The organism is Polynucleobacter sp. AP-Kaivos-20-H2, assembly GCF_018882215.1.
Lineage (GTDB): Bacteria > Pseudomonadota > Gammaproteobacteria > Burkholderiales > Burkholderiaceae > Polynucleobacter.
Map to the genome: position 1 here is coordinate 418,439 of NZ_JACVOX010000002.1, position 16,048 is coordinate 434,486.

Sequence of the window (16,048 nt, forward strand, 5' to 3'; positions counted from 1 at the left end):
CAATAAACTTCCGCTTATATTGCTCCAAATTGAGGCAATATAAGCATTCAAAGCCATCCAATCCCAATCAGTCAGACACATAAAAATATAAATGACAGCAATTTTATTATTTGCCACCTATTTTCTCCTTGCCATATGGATTTATAGGCCCAAGAATGCAGTGGGAATTCGTGAGAGCTTTGTTTTGGCATGGCTCGTTTTTACAGCCTTCACAGCCCTAGCTACTGAATTTATCAGCCTCTTTGATGGCATATACTTCTTGCCAATCACCATATGCTGGACAAGCTCAATTGCTTGGTTAGCATATAAATGCCGTGGTTATAAGATTAAAAAATTCCTACCATTAACTCGTATCAAAGACTTAGATTTAAAAGAAAAATTTGCGATCACCAGTACTATAGCTATTTGGGGATTATTGCTATTTCTAGCAATCGTGTGTCCACCGAATACCTGGGATTCCATGACCTACCATATGGCAAGGGTTGCCCACTGGAAACAAAATCACAATATTGGATTTTACCCAACACACATTTTGCGCCAGTTACATCAGCCACCTTTATCAGAATATTTAATATTGCACCTTCAAATTCTTAGCGATTCTGACCGATTAGCAAACATTCCACAATTTTTTGGGATGTCCATATCCATCTTAGGAGCCTCCTTAATTGCCAAAGACTTCGGCTGCAGAAGAAGCTACCAATTATTAACTGCTCTCTTGGCAATAACAATTCCAATGGGAATTATGCAGAGTACCAGCACTCAAAATGACTATGTTTTAACTTCAATGCTCGTATCTGGAGCTTATTTAGCTATAAAAATAAGTCGTGAAAAAACTCCTATCCATATACTTTTCTTTCCTATTGCAATAGGCTTGAGCTTTGCCACTAAAGGAACGGGATACCTATTCGCGCTTCCTCTATTTATTTTTACTTTATTCCAGATAAAAGATAATTGGCAGGCAATATTTAAAATCTGTATTACGACTACGATATGCTGCGCCATATTAAATACCGGGCAATATTTTCGAAATTTTCACTTATATGGAAATATATTAGGTCCAGGTCGAGAGGGAGAGCTTTCTTATTCTAATGACCTTATTAATGCCCCCATCATTATCTCTAATGTAATTAGAAACCTGGCAATCCACCTAAACTCGCCTGTACCTCAAGTCAACAATCTTATTACCAAGGGAGTAGAAAGCGTTCATTATTTTATCGGGATAACTACTTCCGATCTACGAAGCACTTGGGGCGAAATACCGTTTTCCCTTGATCCACTGAATCCTCATGAAGATGGCACCGGCAACCTATTACACCTGCTCCTTATTGGAATGAGCCTGCTTATATATTTATGCAATAAAAAAATAGAAAAAAAATTGATAACTAACTATATTTATTTTTTGGTAAGCTGCTTTCTGATATTTTCAATCTATCTAAAGTGGCAACCATGGCATAGCAGGTTACAGTTACCAATCTTTATCCTTTGGACACCTTTCCTGGCTTATATAATTTCAAGTGTTAAATTTTTAAGATCACAGCTATACCCTATCCAACTAATTTTGGTGATCTCGTGCTTACCGTGGATTCTATTTAGTTCTACAAAGCCTCTATTAGCTAAACTCCAGTCAAAACCCCCTTTTTATAGAACAACGGAAAATATATTAACCACATCCAGAGATTTCCAATATTTTATAAATCGGCCGAGGTTATTTGAAAGCTTCACAAAAGCTGTAGAGATAATTAAAAGTTCAGGAGCAAAAAATGTTGGGTTAATTATTCAAGGAGACGAATGGGAGTATCCAATATTCGCTCTACTACAAGGAACTTCCATTCACTTGCACAATGTCAAAGTAGAAAATATCTCGAAAACACTTAACAATGAAACAATACAACAAGATCTAATTTTGGATATTAATTCAAAAAGAAAGGTCGAGGCACTCGATGGGCAAATGTACAGAAAGATTTGGGGGGATGAAAACCTAAGCATCCATGCACCTTTCTTGCCTCCAACCACACATTAGACCTAACTTATATCCGGCATAGTATTTATACGAATATATTCTTCATCAACCCCATCAAAACGTATCTTATCCTCATCAGAAGAATAAGGCCCCTGCTTAACCTCTACAATTTCAGCATCCTCAAGAATTTCAAAACCATGCCCTCCGGAGGCAAGAAGAATAATATCCCCGGAAGATAAAATCGCACTTTCTAAGTAGATCCTATTTACCGAATAAAAGTCAACCCTAACTACACCGCTCTTAACAATTAGAACTTCCTGGGTAAGACTAACCTGTCTTGCGATAACATTATGCAAATGAGGTTGTATCTTATAACCAGCTGGCCTATTCATATAGCCAAGCTGTTGGGAGTAAGCGGAGGGAGTTAAAAACTGTATACCCTCGGCCTTATACTGAGAGCTAAGAATAATTGCCAATTCTGTATTGCTATGAACTATCCTTCTAATCACGTTAAGCCTCTAAGTTAAAAGTACAATTAATCTTCCCAATCCACGGGGATAGACTTTTATCAAAATAAAAAAATTCGTTAAGGAAACGGTCAGGCCTATTCCCTGATTGCGTATCAATGCTTTTGCCTGCTCATAGCATCCATTTTTAAGTGCATTTAGCGTATTTAATAGCTTTAGCTGCCTCCACTTTCTATACCCATGAGTCATGGTAATTTCTTTTTTATATTTCTCAATCACGTAATCATAACCAGCAACTCCCTTTTCAGGATCGGCGCTTATGGTCTCAAATTCATGTCTTTGCCAAATAAATAGGGGCTCTCTTATGTGAATAAACCTTGAATTTTTTGCCAAACGGATGCTCAAATCCCACTCCTGATGAGAGGGGCATAGTGGATCAAGACCGCCTAGTTTCATTAATAATCTCCTAGGAGCAAGCATAGCCTGCAAAAAGGGGGCAGGTTTAATCAAAAGATCGTTGTAACAATTACCATTTGTAAATGGTAATGTGATTCTCTCCTCCACCCCTGTTGTGATATTTTTTTTTATTGCGTCACCATGGATTACAAGACATTGATCACGCCCTTCACTTTCTATAACTGCAACCTGTCTCTCTAGTTTATCTGGCAGCCATAGATCATCTGAATCCTGAAATGCTATCCAGTCAGAATGCGCCATCTTTAACCCCATATTTCTGGCGGCCTGCGCTCCCGACTCTTCAATTAATGCAACATACTTTAGGCGGACATCGGAATGAGAAGAAATTAAATTTTTTGTATCATCGTCAGAATGGTCATCTACAACTATTACCTCATCAGGTCCATACGTCTGCTCTAGAACAGAATTTACACACTCAATTAGAGTGCTAGCCCGATTTTTCGTAGGAATAATAACGCTAATTCCAATGTGCATATCAAAAAATTTCTTGTAAATTAGTCAAAGTTGGCACTCTTTCAAAAAGACTTTTGTTTTTTTTAATTTTTTCAAAATCCCATTTCCACCATGAAATTTCAACTAACCTATCAATTACCTCAGAAGTGAATCGGTATCGCAAGACCCTAGCAGGCGCTCCCGCAACAATTGCAAATGGGGGGACATCATTAAGAACTACGCTTCCAGCTGCAATTACAGACCCATCCCCCACTCTTACCCCCGAGCCTATTACAACGTTTGAAGCAATCCACACATCACTTCCAATGATTATGGGGCCCTTAGAAGTTACGCAGCCAGACAAATCCTCGCCAAATAAATTGGTAGCTATAAAGTATGAGGATAATTTTGAATAATCATGGCTATATTCTTGGATAGTTACATTTTTTCCAATCGAGCAGAAGTTGCCAATAATTACCTCATTAATATTAGCGTTAATCATGATACTGGGCCCCCATAAAGAAGAATAGGTTCCTATTGCTAAATTTTTTACAATAATTGTGGAGTCGCGAATAATTGATCCCGGGCCAACCTTAACATTCCCACTTATTTCTGAACGAAATACCGATGCTTTTGCATCTATTAACTCAGGGTTTGTGATGCTGGACTTGTTAAGCAGCTTAAATTTTAATCTCTTAAAGAGAGAAACTATTTTTATCAAAAATTTTCCCCTTTAAGTTATGAGCCATTTCAAAAATACGATTAAGTGCAATATGAGAGGATGCCTCATCAGCAAACTCTCGCGACATATTAATGGAGCTTACACTTTTTACAGATCTTATAATAGATTTTATTATATTGTTATCGCTGGAAACTATCATATCACCGCTAGCTATATAGTATTCGTAAGCTTGCTGAGCAAGCTTACCCAAGAAAGTGTCACCTAATATCACCACGTTTGACCCAACCCCAAGCGCTTCAAGCGCAACCGCAGAGCCCTCTGTGACAATGCAGTCAGAGTTAATAATAGACTCATATGCACTTACTTCCTCTGGGTACTCAAAGAAGATATTCTTTCCGATAAATTTTTTAGCGTCTAGGGCTCTCAGCTTTTTACTTCTTGTGGGATGAAATCGCACTATCCACCTCCAGCGCATTTCGCACTCATTAATTGCCTTAATTAAAGCCGTCGGAGGATCAAGCTGCAGGACCACTAAAATTGTGAGGCAATCCTCGTCAACTTTGTTACGAACACTACTTATCTTTTTTTCTTTCCAAGAATTTAGCCAAAGATTTCCTCCTTCAATAGCTAGACTTTTGCTACTTAATATGGGGTTGTATTTCCGGATCTCTTCAACCGACCTAACACCCCATTCCCAGAAGATATCCGGATAAACCTCATATCCACCCGCTGGAAATTTTAGCCAGAGGGAATAGCCAGGATGATTGATACCTTGAATACCGTGCTGAATTTCAACACTCACTATGCTTAACTTCTTGGCTGCCATAATTGCAGCCATATTGATAGCATCAAACCAGCATACTGAAAAGATTATTTTAGGTTTTGATAATTGAAACCAATCTTGAAAAATTTTTGCACGGGTAGTTGTTATGTTAATTAATTGACAAACCTCCTGCCAGTGAATTTTTCGCCCGATTATTTCTGAGGCCAGGATCTGATAATCGTCAAACCATTCGGGAACCTCTGATTCTAATTTTTCTGATTTTCTTATTCTAGTTTCATTTTTCATTCTGCCGCCGAACTTGAAACTCTTATTTCTTTGGTTTTTTGAACCCGCAGAGATTTCCCATGCGCGGCAATTTATGCCATGCTTTAGACATAATTCAACCATTGGATCACTATATATTTCATGAGAAACCCCATCAATATTTACCCTTCTTGATGAGCTAACAATAAAAATAGAGTCCAAATGTTCAAAATATTGAAATCTATATAAAGAAAAATATATTATTTTTGAATACAACCTTTTTAGTACATTGATAAATTTTCTTGCCACATTGTCTAGCACTATAAGCTGATCTGTTTCAGGAAAAAAGTTCCATGCTAGCGCATTTCTCAGAAGAGGCCATACATGCCAACCTTCAGATAAATATGATTCAACTGCATGACTTTCTTCATACTTAGCGATTAAATCTAAATTTTTATTTTGAGAATTCATAGAATTGATCCAGGGCGCCCGCATTCAAACTCCATGCTCGTAAATAAGCAAAAATGCAATTTACACTGACAATTCATTCAATTACTAGATGAGAATAAAAATCTTGCATAAAGGAAATCCTCTTCAGTATCTATATCAACTGAATGAATCGGATTTTCCATAATCAATGGAATTGTTTCTTCGCTTACAAACCCCCTTGATTTGCGTATCAACTCCGGTGAAGAAATGTAAACATTCCCATTAATGACATATGCCGGCTCCAAATCTTGACTTCGCGCGTTCAAATACTTTCCTCCATCAAAAGGAGTTAAAGCTCCACCATTCCATCTAAAACACCAGGCAGGATGATTCCTAGCCATACCAAAGGAGACAACCGAAGATCGTTTTTCACCATGAAAAAATAAATGCGCAGCCTCCTTCATTAATTCTGTAGTTCTAAATGGTGATGTGGGTTGCAGGAGCATTACACCATCAATAGGACCATGTTGAGACTCATATTCATCTAGCGTATAAATTACAGTATCGATAGTGCTAGCATGATCTCCTGAAAGCTCTTTGGGGCGCATGCTTATTTTGGTTGCCCCATTTGACCTAGAAATATTAGCAATTTCAGCAGAGTCTGTTGTTACAACAATATCCTGAAAAATACCTGATTCTTTTGCCGCTTTTAGAGTCCAACATATCAAAGGTCGCCCGTTAATTAGTTTTATATTTTTACCGGGTAATCTTTTAGATCCAGATCTTGCGGGAACGATTGCTATCAGCTTCATATCATGCTGATAAATTTATTCATCATCTCAAGACCAGCCCTACCACTTTTTTCTGGATGGAACTGCATTCCCCATACCTTATTATGGTTTATCACCGCACTTATTTGCAGGCCACCATAATTACAGGATGCAATAATTTCGGTTTCACTTGTTGGGCAAGCCATAAAAGAGTGCACAAAATAAACAGGCGATCCGAGCGCAATTGCCTCCAAGGGAGAGCCGGTCCAACTACTTGTATTTGGTCCATATTGAAGTGGACTCCAACCTATATGCGGAACTTTTCTATGAAATTCTCCAGAATCGCCAATAGCATTTATTTTTCTGACGGGGCCCTTAATAAGACCGAGCCCGAACTCATCACCAAACTCCTCACTAGTATCCATGAGCATTTGCATCCCAAGACAAATCCCTAATAAATTAGCGCCATCTTTAACCCCGCTTTTGATTGCTTCATCCAATCCCGCTTCTGAAAGACGCTTCATTCCCTCGCCAAAAGCCCCAACACCTGGAAGAATAATTTTTTGAGCACTGCGAATTTCATTTGGGTCGGAAGAGATCTTTGGGATTCCTCCACAATACTGAATTGCTCTGCTTACGCTCTTTAGATTTCCAAGACCGTAATCGACTATGATGACTTCAGTTTGCATAATGACGGACAGGTAAATTATTATTCAATGCAAAATTTCTAATTTCAGGCAAATTCAGCCTTTTATAATGGAGAATATCGGCCATAGCAATAGCACCTACTCCACCAATATTAACGGCATCCATTAAGTCTTCGACCTTACCCATTCCGCCGCTAGCAATCAATGGAACAGAACAAATCGCTGAAACCTCTTTCAATAAAGCGAGATCGAAACCATTCCTTGTTCCCTCCCTATCTACGGATGTTAAAAGAACTTCACCGGCACCTTTTAATAGAGCAACTGAAATCCATTCAAGAACATCTAGCCCAGTTCTCTCCCTTCCTCCGTGGGTATAGACCTCCCATTGATTTGATTGATTTTTCTTTGCCTCAACCGATAAGACAACAGCCTGACTCCCAAACCTATAAGCCAATTCACTGATTAAATTGGGGTTTTCTACTGCGGCGGTGTTAATTGCAATCTTATCTGCGCCAAGTCGCAATATATTTCGAGCATCATCAACAGAACGAATGCCACCACCAACAGTCATAGGAACAAAAATATTTTCTGCCGCTCTCTCAATTATCTCTGCTAAATGATTTCTTCCATATAAGCTTGCAACACAATCCATATAGATTAATTCGTCAACACCATCTTCATAATATTTTTTTGCAAATGCGTTGGGCTCCCCCATCACCCTGAGACCCTCCATCCGAATACCCTTTATAAGGTTTTCACCTTTAATATCGAGCCTTGCGATTAATCTGACATTATTCATGCCGCTTTAATCTTTAATAGGATGACGCAATCTCCAGTTACCGCTTTCATAAATCCACAAATGAGGCGATCTAAACTGATTAGTGAGGAGTCTAAAATATTCTTTGTCCATTCTTGGCACTTCAAACATTTGACTAGCTTGAGGAAATTGATTTTGGTCGATAGTAAGGTAAGAAAACATTTCATTGATAAAACGTTCTGGATATTCATGATCATACTTGCGTACTAATGCTACGCCTTCGGCCCTATCTATATCGCCTGACCTAATCTCTTGAGCTGCATCATAACTTGCCCTACCAATTCCAAATTTTGTACCAGTAGTGTAGTAATGCAAATCATCAATTCTGTCATCAATACTATTGTATTTGGAATAAGTTCCAGGCGTTCTTTCGGGAGAGGCTTCAAACCCTCCATTTTCTACTGCATAGTAATAGCAATTTTGAGGATGCCATTTAAGGTAGTACCCAAGGTAGTGGACTTCCACCTTTTTTTCCTCAATTAGGTTGGGGTCAGCAGGCAAGTATGGCTGCAAATCGTTTTGATCCAGCCCAAATTTCTCCTTGAGGTCTGCTACAGAGACCCCGCCTAGATAAATATTTGATTGATTCCCCGATGTAAAGTAAGCCCAATCTCTCTTGGGAGTTTCGGTATCGCTTATAGGGTTGCCGTATTCGGCTTCATTTTCACCATAAAAAACAAGAGGGATATTAAATAACAAGGCCATTTTAGGAGCTAGCGCCTTTTGCCCGAACATAAATGCCTGAAATGGATGAAATAGTAACTCTGTTGAGAGTCTCGTCAGTAATCTATGAACTTTTCCATTCGGTGTCATTAAAAAGTTATCATGCCCAGCGTGTATCCAAGACTGAAAATTGCGCCAGCCCCATTCTGTGTATACATGGGGTGCCCAGGTAACTGTTAATGGGTGCATTCCATATTTATTTTTCAATATGTGAGATGCATAAAAACTATCCTTGCCCCCAGATCCGGGAACAATGCAGTCGTAGGACCCATCATCTTTGCGATGTTGGTTGCAAAGGTCCATTAACTGCTTTTCTCTTAAGGCCCAGTCGATTGATGTTTTTTTATACTCGGCAAACTTGCAAGCATCACATACTCCATCCCCATCAAAGAAAATGGTTTCCTTTTTGGTTTCCTTTGTATGTTGGTACTCAACGGCTGAATTAGGCCTTTGATTTGAAATCACACATTTCTTGCAATAGCAGACCGTCCGAGGGAGTCCGTAAAAAGCATCTGGATCATCAACTTCTGCGCTATATTTTGAAAAATTTATCTCGTTTGGGTATACGATTTTATTCACTATGGATACTCTTTTTATTTAAACCTGCATTTGCTAAATCCAAATCATTTGGTCGACCAACATCTAGCCATGGCTCAAACATTGGATATGCAACAACTTTTTTTTGTCTCTCCCTAATAGTTTCAAATAAGGCGGGCATATCACAATACTGATTAGGAGTTAAAAATCGAAGGCACCTAGGTGTTAGGACATAAACGCCGGCATTTATATGGCTTCTGTAAACCGGTTTTTCCTCGAACCCCACAATCTGAGTACCCTCCATGCGCACAACCCCATAGGGATTCTGTAACTCATAGAGTCTAACCGCCATAGTCGCATCGGCCTGGTGTCGTTCATGGAAATTAAGAACATCTCCATAGCCAATATCGGTAATCACATCTCCATTAGTAACTAGAAATGGCTCATCAATTTCTTCACCTAACAAACTTAATGCTCCTGCAGTACCTAGAGGATTTTCCTCTTCCAAGTACCCTATTTGAACGCCAAAACGACTACCATCTCCAAAATAATCCTTAATTATATGACCCAAATAATTAATTGATATTATAAAATTTACAAACCCATCTGCCTTGGCTCTTTCAATAATATGCTCAAGCATGGGCTTTCCAGCAATGGGGAGCATTGGCTTTGGGCAAGACTCGGTTAAAGGCATCAACCTTTTACCAAACCCCCCGGCCATGACAATCATGAGATTTTTCCTCTCCTCAATCACAGTTACTTCATCCCATAAATGTAGACCAACCAAATTTCCATCCCCATCCACAACTGGGATTTGCTGGATCTTGTTCACAACCATTAATTGCAAGACGCTCTCTCTAGAAAGTTCAGGGTGAACTACCAGCGCATTCTTGTGAATGATAGAATGAACCCCACTATCTAGTTGAAGACCACTTAGTAAGCCCCTGCGAATATCACCGTCTGAAATTGTTCCAATAAGTTTATTACTACCATCAATAACCAGAACTATTTTAAGACCGGTTTCATCAAGACACTTAATAGCATCTTGGATTTTTGATTCTCTAGAAAGAGCTGTATCAGACCATTTTGGATTATTGTTCACCGCCAAAAACCTATCAATTAATATTTAAATCATGAAATATCTTATTTAAAGGGGTCTTTAAATCAAACCTCTCTAGCGCTTGGATAATTTTGTTGCTTGCGCCACCGTCCCCATAGGGATTTTTAGTATTTCGCGCTTGAGCTTTGAAGTTTTTAGACAGGGCCAAATCTATCGCAGCAGAAATATCACATGCAAGTGGATCACAGTCGATTATCGAGGATGCTTTTACCCTTCCATCCTGTCGGGAGCCTATATTTATTGTGGGTACGCCAAAGGATGGAGCCTCCATAATACCGCTTGAAGAATTTCCAATGACCACATCGACAAACTGTAGACAAGAGAGATATCTCAACTGGCCCATCGAGTGAAATGCTTGTGCGTTTAAATTATGACTACAAAATTCTTTAATTAAGGCCATAATGCCTCGACTGCCATTATCCGCATTAGGCATAGTAAACAATAGATTTGCATCCGAATAGCCTGCCAGCGCTTCTAGCAACGCATTCATTTGCATTTCTGCACTAGCAATATCAAGAGTTGCAGGATGAAAAGTGATTAAAAAATTTCTATGCGAAAAGCTTACTCCAAGGGCATTTTCAATCTCACCTTTTGACAGGAGACTTGCCTGCAAAATTGCGTCAACACCCAAACCGCCAACACAATAAATGCTATCTGGAGTTTCTCCGAGCTGTCTTACGCGTTTAGCATACTCATCCATCGCAACAAAATGTAATTGCGATAACTTTGTAATTGAGTGCCGGAAACCCTCATCAAGGGCGCCTTGCGTGCTCTCGCCTCCATGTAAATGTGCTATTGGAATTTTTGCAATTGATGCAGCAATTGCGGCGGCTAATATTTCATACCTATCGCCTAACAACAACACAATATCTGGCTTTAAATCATGAAGCGCATCAGCTAACCCTATCAAAGCAAGTCCCATAGATTTAGTTAGCCCTATCGCGGTATCGGAACTTAAAAGCATCTCTACTTTTTTGCTAATATCAAAAGCATCCCGCTCAATTTCCACGGCCGTTAAACCAAATTCAGGCGAAAGGTGTGATCCAGTAACCAGTATCTGTAATTCCAATTCTTTGGAGTGTTTGATTGCAAGCATTAGCTGACGCAATAGCCCATACTCCGCCCTAGTGCCAGTAACTACGCATATTTTTTTCATTTGAGAGAAATCATCTCATCTATATCAAAATTTTTAGTAGCAACCCTACCGATTACACTGTGCCATTCCATTGGGGATATTCCAATACCGGGCCTTTTAGTTGTTACATTTTCTATTGTAAAAATCTCACCAGCCATTATTTTTTTGGAAGCAACAATTGATTTTCTCACTACATTAATATTCCGAAGTTCAGACTTGGTTGCCTTTTTTTCACCATCACCCAAAGCAAGCTCAACATTTCTAATAGATTGAATCATCGCCTTTAATTCATCAGGAATTAAAGAGCACGCATGATCTGGTCCAGACATTCCCCTATCAAGGGTAAAGTGCTTTTCAATGATTTTAGCGCCTAAAGATACCGCAGCTATTGGAATCTCTATTCCGGCGGTATGATCTGAATATCCAACCTCCACTCCAAACTTAGAGTGAATCGAGAGCATGGCCCTTAGGTTAACCTCCCTCATTGGGGCTGGATATTCTGTGGTGCAATGCAGCAAAGAAATCTTTGATTTATTAATTCCATTCGATGTAAAGACAGTCACAGCGTCCCCAATCTCATTCATACTAGCCATCCCAGTTGAAATAATTACTTTCTCAGCAACTTGAGAAATTTTTTCTAGGTAAGGAAGGTTTGTTATTTCGCCAGAAGGAATCTTAAATAAACGCTGTCCGAGGCCAACTAATAAATCGATACTATCCAAATCAAAAGCAGTTGAAAGGAATCCAATATTTCTGGAAATGCAATGCTTGATTAGCATCTGATGATCTACTAAGCTTAACTCAAGACGTCTTAGCATTTCAAATTGAGACTCTGAATTCTTTGTATTAATTTTTTGATAGTCCGCTTTTTCTGCAAGCCTTATAACTTGATTGCTGGCTATAAATGTTTGAAACTTTACATAATCAGCACCTGCTTGTGCAGCTACATCAACTAAACTTTTTGCCAATTCAATTGAGCCATTATGATTTACGCCAGCCTCGGCAATGATTAGCACAGGAGATGCATTCCGAATAGTCATTTAATGGCCCGCTAAAAACTTGGTATCATCAGCTAGATCTTGGGTCACCAAAGATCCCATACCAATGAAACAATTTGAACCAATTCTTACTCCATGCTTAACAACTGCTCCACTAGCAATAAATGTATCAGATCCAATATTTATCCCACCATTTAGCCTGACCCCAGTTGAAATATGGCAGTGATCACCAATAGTGGTGTCATGCTCAATTAATGCCATAGAATTAATAATACAGTTTCGACCAATCTCAACCCCAGAATTGATAACAGCTCCATGCATCACGATAGTACCCTCCCCTACTTTCGCACGCTTAGATACGTACGCTCGCGAGGAGATTATTACTGGTGCTTTAAATCCAATGCTTAATATTTTTGAAAATAATAATTTGCGCGGATTTGGAGAATGAATTTGTCCAACGACAATAAATGCAAAATCATATCTCCCCTTCAAATCTAGCAAGTCGGAGTCTTGCCCAATTTTAGAATACCCAAATATCTTATCTACCGAATCATCTTGCTCATCTGTAACTACCCCTGCAATTTGAAATCGATCCTCATCCTCTATAACATCAACACATGATCTTGCGTGGCCACCTGCTCCAACTAGGATTAAATTTGATTTATCGACCATAAATCAGGAGCCCATTAAAAGAGTCGGGCTACTTGGAATATTAATTACCCGCTTAACCATAGACTCAGCATTTGTAAGATCCATTCTTGGGCAATTTGCATAAATTTCCAGCTGATGCATTAATGTCCAGAGAGGCCTTACACCTATACCGGCTTCATTAGAGGACTTCAGGAGGGTGTCACGTAAATGTTCAAACCTTTCGTCAATTACTACGCCCTGTAGCCAATAATTACTTTTACATTCTCGCGGCTCTGAAATTAAGCTAATACCATCAATGCCCTCAAATGTTTTTTTGTAAACACTGTAGAGCTCGCGCTTTTTGTTGACTAAGCGATTAACACCCTCAAGCTGAGCACATCCAAGTGCAGCATTTAGATTGGGCAATCTATAGTTATATCCAATCTCATCATGATAATAATTCCAAGGATGCGATATTTTAGCCGTAGTTGTAATGTGCTTTAAACGCTTAGCCAACGAAGAGTCATTAGTTAATAATGCACCGCCGCCGCCAGTTGTAATTATTTTATTTCCATTGAAGCTTAATACTCCAATTTTTCCAAAAGTTCCAGTATGCCTACCTCGATAAAAACTACCCAAAGACTCAGCCGCATCCTCAACTAGATCTATATTAAACTCTTTGCATAAATTCAAAAGCTCATCCATTTCAACTGGGTGGCCAAAGACATGCATTGGAATAATAGCTTTAATTTTTTTATTGGTATTTATATTTATGCATTGCCCCAATGACTGTCGTGTATTTCTAAGAAGATAATCGCGAAGCTTACTGAAGTCCGCGCCCAAATTATTAGGTAGGCAATCATAAAAATGAGGTGTAGCGCCACAGTAACTGACTGCATTGGCTGTAGCTATAAATGTGGCAGCAGGAACCAGAACCTCATCCCCCTTACCTACATCGATAACTGTTAACGCAACGTGCAGTGCGGCAGTACCATTTACAACTGCAACTGCATGTGCTGCTCCAGTATATTTAGCAAGATCCGACTCAAAGCGATCTACAAATTTACCAACAGATGATACAAAAGTGGAATCGAGACACTCTTTTAGGTACAGCCATTCATTTCCCTGAAAGCATGGCTCATGAAGTACTGATGGCTTTGCGCCAATAGCTCTAGTGATTGCATCAATTACGCTATGAACAAGTTGAGTGTCTTGGCTTACATTCATTACAGGTTATAAATGTCCACTTTATATTTAGAAAGATTTTTTTTATCCCTAAACCATTCAATCGTCTGAATCAAACCCTCTCTAAAACCTTCGATACCAGCATATTTTGGCTCCCACCCAAACATCATTTTAGCCTTAGAGTTGTCAGCCCATAGTCTTTCAACCTCTGAATTCTTTGGGCGCTGACGAATATCCTCAGAGATAAAATTAATAGGGACTCCCATAATAGAGGCCATCAACTCTGCAGTTTCTTTTATGGAAATTTCAAATCCACTGCCCAGATTTACTACTTCGCCAATTCCTGCATCAGAATTTAAAATTTTTACGAATCCAGATACGGTATCAAGAACAAAACTAAAGTCACGCGTTGGATGTGTTGCTCCAAGACGAAGGTCGTAGTTATTACTTGCTAACTGTGTAATGATGGTAGGTATAACTGCTCTGGCTGACTGTCGAGGCCCATATGTATTAAATGGTCGAACAGTAACAACTGGTAAGTTAAATGATGAATAGAATGAATATGCGAGTTGATCGGCTCCAATTTTCGAGGCAGAGTAAGGGGATTGACCCACTATAGGGTGAATCTCATTGATGGGTACGTACTGAGCTGTTCCATATACTTCGCTGGTAGAGGTATGAATGACTCTTTTAATGTCGCACTCCTTTGCAGCCTGTAAGATATTTAAAGTTCCCTTTATATTGGTATCAATATAGGTATCAGGCGAATGATAAGAGAATGGAATCGCAATTAATGCTGCTAAATGCATTATGGCATCGCAACCCCTTGCCGCCTCTTTAACCCCATGCGGATCTCTAATATCACCTGAAAAAATTTCAAACTTTCCTCGGACATCAGCAGCACATTCATCAAGCCAACCCCAAGAATTAAAAGAATTGTATTGAACAAAAGCTTTAACCTCAAACCCATCACGAACCAAGGCTTCCGTTAAATGGGATCCTATAAAACCATCAGCCCCAGTTATGAGTACTTTTGATTTAGTCATCTTCACCTACTTTGTATATTTTAGAAATTAATTCCATTAGATGCATCGATTCATCCAAAGTACAAAGTGTATTGGCTTTACCCAAGGCTGCACGTATAGCCTGCTCTGCCTGGAATTTCAGTCCAGGCTTAAAAATTGTATCCATCTCAAACTCTGACAATTTCACAGATGTTCGAGAACCATAGTCTTGGGAGTGCGCTACTTCAAGCGGTCTCATCTCCCACCGCTTACTTTTAGTTGTAACACTAACTGACCAGGGGCCTGGCGCGTTCCATACACAGCGATAAATACCAATATCACCAGAATCATAATTTGCTTTGGCACAGACTAAAAATGGGTTCATTGGATCCCAACTAATGATATTTTCCACTCCAAGCAAATTTCCTCTGCAGAAAATATTAAGATAATCAATTATATGAATTGAATTAGCAAACATCCAATTCTTGACCACCATCTCCGGTTGACCCGCACGCAGGGCAGATATCTGATCTTCTTGATCAAATAATTCGACTATTCTAGGTGACCCCTCAACTGATTTCAACTCATCCACAACAGATCTAGTGCTGCCGTAATGACGACGATTTAAAGCTACAAATACTTTAGATCCTGAACTTTTAGCTAACTCGTAGATTCGCTCGGCATCTTCAAGATTAAAGCCTACCGGCTTCTCAATTAAGATGGTCCACGGATGCTGAAAAACCTCTTTACAAACTTCAAAAGTGACCAATTCTGGGACTGATACCACTACCAAATCCGCATTAGTGGAGTCATGCAATGATGATATTGAGTCAACAATATTTTTAACTCTATACTCTTCAGCTAACTTTTCAGCTCGCACCCTTGTCTTTGAATAGATTCCGGCCAAATCAACGTTTGGAATAGAGCCAAAGGCCTTAAGGTGCTCAGAGGTCATATACCCAGCCCCAACAAAGGCAATCTTTACAAACCCCTCTTTATTCATAAATT

16 protein-coding genes are annotated in these 16,048 nt (G+C 39.3%); 1 reads left to right on the forward strand and 15 read right to left on the reverse strand.

The annotated features are described in order from the left end of the window. Positions 1-91 precede the first annotated feature (91 nt). Positions 92-2,020: a glycosyltransferase family 39 protein gene (locus ICE89_RS06495; RefSeq protein ID WP_216265291.1), complete on the forward strand. Its 1,929-nt coding sequence runs from the start codon at positions 92-94 to the stop codon at positions 2,018-2,020. Between the two features lie 2 nt (positions 2,021-2,022). Here ICE89_RS06495 and ICE89_RS11670 read toward each other — a convergent pair whose 3' ends face one another. The 15 genes from ICE89_RS11670 to ICE89_RS06570 all read right to left on the reverse strand — a co-directional run bounded on the left by ICE89_RS11670 (position 2,023) and on the right by ICE89_RS06570 (position 16,043). Further along, on the reverse strand, positions 2,023-2,436 hold the full coding sequence (locus ICE89_RS11670) for a hypothetical protein (protein ID WP_216861962.1): 414 nt from the start codon (positions 2,434-2,436) through the stop codon (positions 2,023-2,025). A 42-nt stretch (positions 2,437-2,478) separates the two neighbouring features. Continuing rightward, entirely contained in the window at positions 2,479-3,378 is a 900-nt protein-coding gene (locus ICE89_RS06505) for a glycosyltransferase family 2 protein (RefSeq protein ID WP_216265292.1), read from the reverse strand. Between the two features lies 1 nt (position 3,379). Beyond that, entirely contained in the window at positions 3,380-4,057 is a 678-nt protein-coding gene (locus tag ICE89_RS06510; protein WP_216265293.1) for a CatB-related O-acetyltransferase, read from the reverse strand. Next, complete coding sequence (locus ICE89_RS06515; protein WP_216265294.1) at positions 4,032-5,516, reverse strand: hypothetical protein; 1,485 nt, start codon at positions 5,514-5,516, stop codon at positions 4,032-4,034. Before ICE89_RS06515 ends, ICE89_RS06510 begins: the two co-directional genes overlap by 26 nt. A gap of 77 nt (positions 5,517-5,593) precedes the next feature. After that, positions 5,594-6,286 (reverse strand): cytidylyltransferase domain-containing protein, encoded by a 693-nt coding sequence (locus ICE89_RS06520; RefSeq protein ID WP_216265295.1) that lies wholly within the window; start codon positions 6,284-6,286, stop codon positions 5,594-5,596. Further along, positions 6,283-6,933, reverse strand: a complete 651-nt coding sequence (hisH, locus tag ICE89_RS06525; RefSeq protein WP_216265296.1) for an imidazole glycerol phosphate synthase subunit HisH — start codon at positions 6,931-6,933, stop codon at positions 6,283-6,285. The genes ICE89_RS06520 and hisH overlap by 4 nt, the downstream gene beginning before the upstream one ends. Further along, entirely contained in the window at positions 6,923-7,690 is a 768-nt protein-coding gene (hisF, locus tag ICE89_RS06530; RefSeq protein WP_216265297.1) for an imidazole glycerol phosphate synthase subunit HisF, read from the reverse strand. The genes hisH and hisF overlap by 11 nt, the downstream gene beginning before the upstream one ends. A 6-nt stretch (positions 7,691-7,696) precedes the next feature. Continuing rightward, on the reverse strand, positions 7,697-9,010 hold the full coding sequence (locus ICE89_RS06535; RefSeq protein ID WP_216265298.1) for an N-acetyl sugar amidotransferase: 1,314 nt from the start codon (positions 9,008-9,010) through the stop codon (positions 7,697-7,699). Continuing rightward, entirely contained in the window at positions 9,003-10,070 is a 1,068-nt protein-coding gene (locus ICE89_RS06540; RefSeq protein ID WP_216265299.1) for a nucleotidyltransferase family protein, read from the reverse strand. Before ICE89_RS06540 ends, ICE89_RS06535 begins: the two co-directional genes overlap by 8 nt. A gap of 13 nt (positions 10,071-10,083) precedes the next feature. Further along, complete coding sequence (gene neuC / locus ICE89_RS06545; RefSeq protein WP_216265300.1) at positions 10,084-11,244, reverse strand: UDP-N-acetylglucosamine 2-epimerase; 1,161 nt, start codon at positions 11,242-11,244, stop codon at positions 10,084-10,086. Continuing rightward, positions 11,241-12,263, reverse strand: coding sequence for an N-acetylneuraminate synthase (gene neuB / locus ICE89_RS06550; RefSeq protein WP_216265301.1), 1,023 nt, complete (start codon positions 12,261-12,263; stop codon positions 11,241-11,243). The genes neuC and neuB overlap by 4 nt, the downstream gene beginning before the upstream one ends. Continuing rightward, entirely contained in the window at positions 12,264-12,893 is a 630-nt protein-coding gene (locus tag ICE89_RS06555) for an acetyltransferase (protein WP_216265302.1), read from the reverse strand. Positions 12,894-12,896: 3 nt separating this feature from the next. Further along, a complete protein-coding gene (locus ICE89_RS06560) occupies positions 12,897-14,078 on the reverse strand; it encodes a LegC family aminotransferase (protein ID WP_216265303.1) in 1,182 nt (393 codons plus the stop codon). Then, positions 14,078-15,082 (reverse strand): NAD-dependent 4,6-dehydratase LegB, encoded by a 1,005-nt coding sequence (locus tag ICE89_RS06565; RefSeq protein WP_216265304.1) that lies wholly within the window; start codon positions 15,080-15,082, stop codon positions 14,078-14,080. The genes ICE89_RS06560 and ICE89_RS06565 overlap by 1 nt, the downstream gene beginning before the upstream one ends. After that, positions 15,075-16,043 (reverse strand): Gfo/Idh/MocA family protein, encoded by a 969-nt coding sequence (locus tag ICE89_RS06570; RefSeq protein WP_216265305.1) that lies wholly within the window; start codon positions 16,041-16,043, stop codon positions 15,075-15,077. Before ICE89_RS06570 ends, ICE89_RS06565 begins: the two co-directional genes overlap by 8 nt. Positions 16,044-16,048: the final 5 nt, after the last annotated feature.